Origin of the sequence: Zoogloea sp. LCSB751 (assembly GCF_002028455.1) — a bacterium.
GTDB lineage: Bacteria > Pseudomonadota > Gammaproteobacteria > Burkholderiales > Rhodocyclaceae > Zoogloea.
Map to the genome: position 1 here is coordinate 1 of NZ_MWUM01000492.1, position 246 is coordinate 246.

Annotated in this window: 1 protein-coding gene; it reads left to right on the forward strand. The window is 50.4% G+C overall.

Annotated features, from left to right (window positions below; translation table 11 throughout):
* The first annotated feature begins 26 nt into the window (after positions 1 to 26).
* The gene (locus tag B4920_RS31190) at positions 27 to 173 is read left to right on the forward strand and encodes a winged helix-turn-helix domain-containing protein (RefSeq protein WP_368664752.1); all 147 of its coding nucleotides are present in this window, start codon (positions 27 to 29) and stop codon (positions 171 to 173) included.
* Positions 174 to 246: the final 73 nt, after the last annotated feature.

Below are 246 nucleotides of genomic sequence, written 5' to 3' on the forward strand. Positions count from 1 at the left end.
GGCACGTCCGAAGCCGCCATGAGCTGATGCAGGAGGCGAAGATTTTTGTCGATGACAGCACTATCACCTCCCATGTGAAGCGCATCCGTAAGAAGTTTATGGCTGCCGCGCCCGAATTTGATTGTATCGATACCGTTTATGGTATGGGCTATCGCTGGGACAGCCTAGCCTAAACCATGCCAAATAGCAGATTAGCCAGCATTCTATGAGACGTTTTCCCTTCGGTCTTCGCACTAAAGTCATTGG

What these genes read in the sequence shown, in the direction of transcription:
- B4920_RS31190 (WP_368664752.1), top strand. Translation starts at nt 27, where the DNA reads ATGCAGGAGGCGAAGATTTTTGTCGATGACAGCACTATCACCTCCCAT.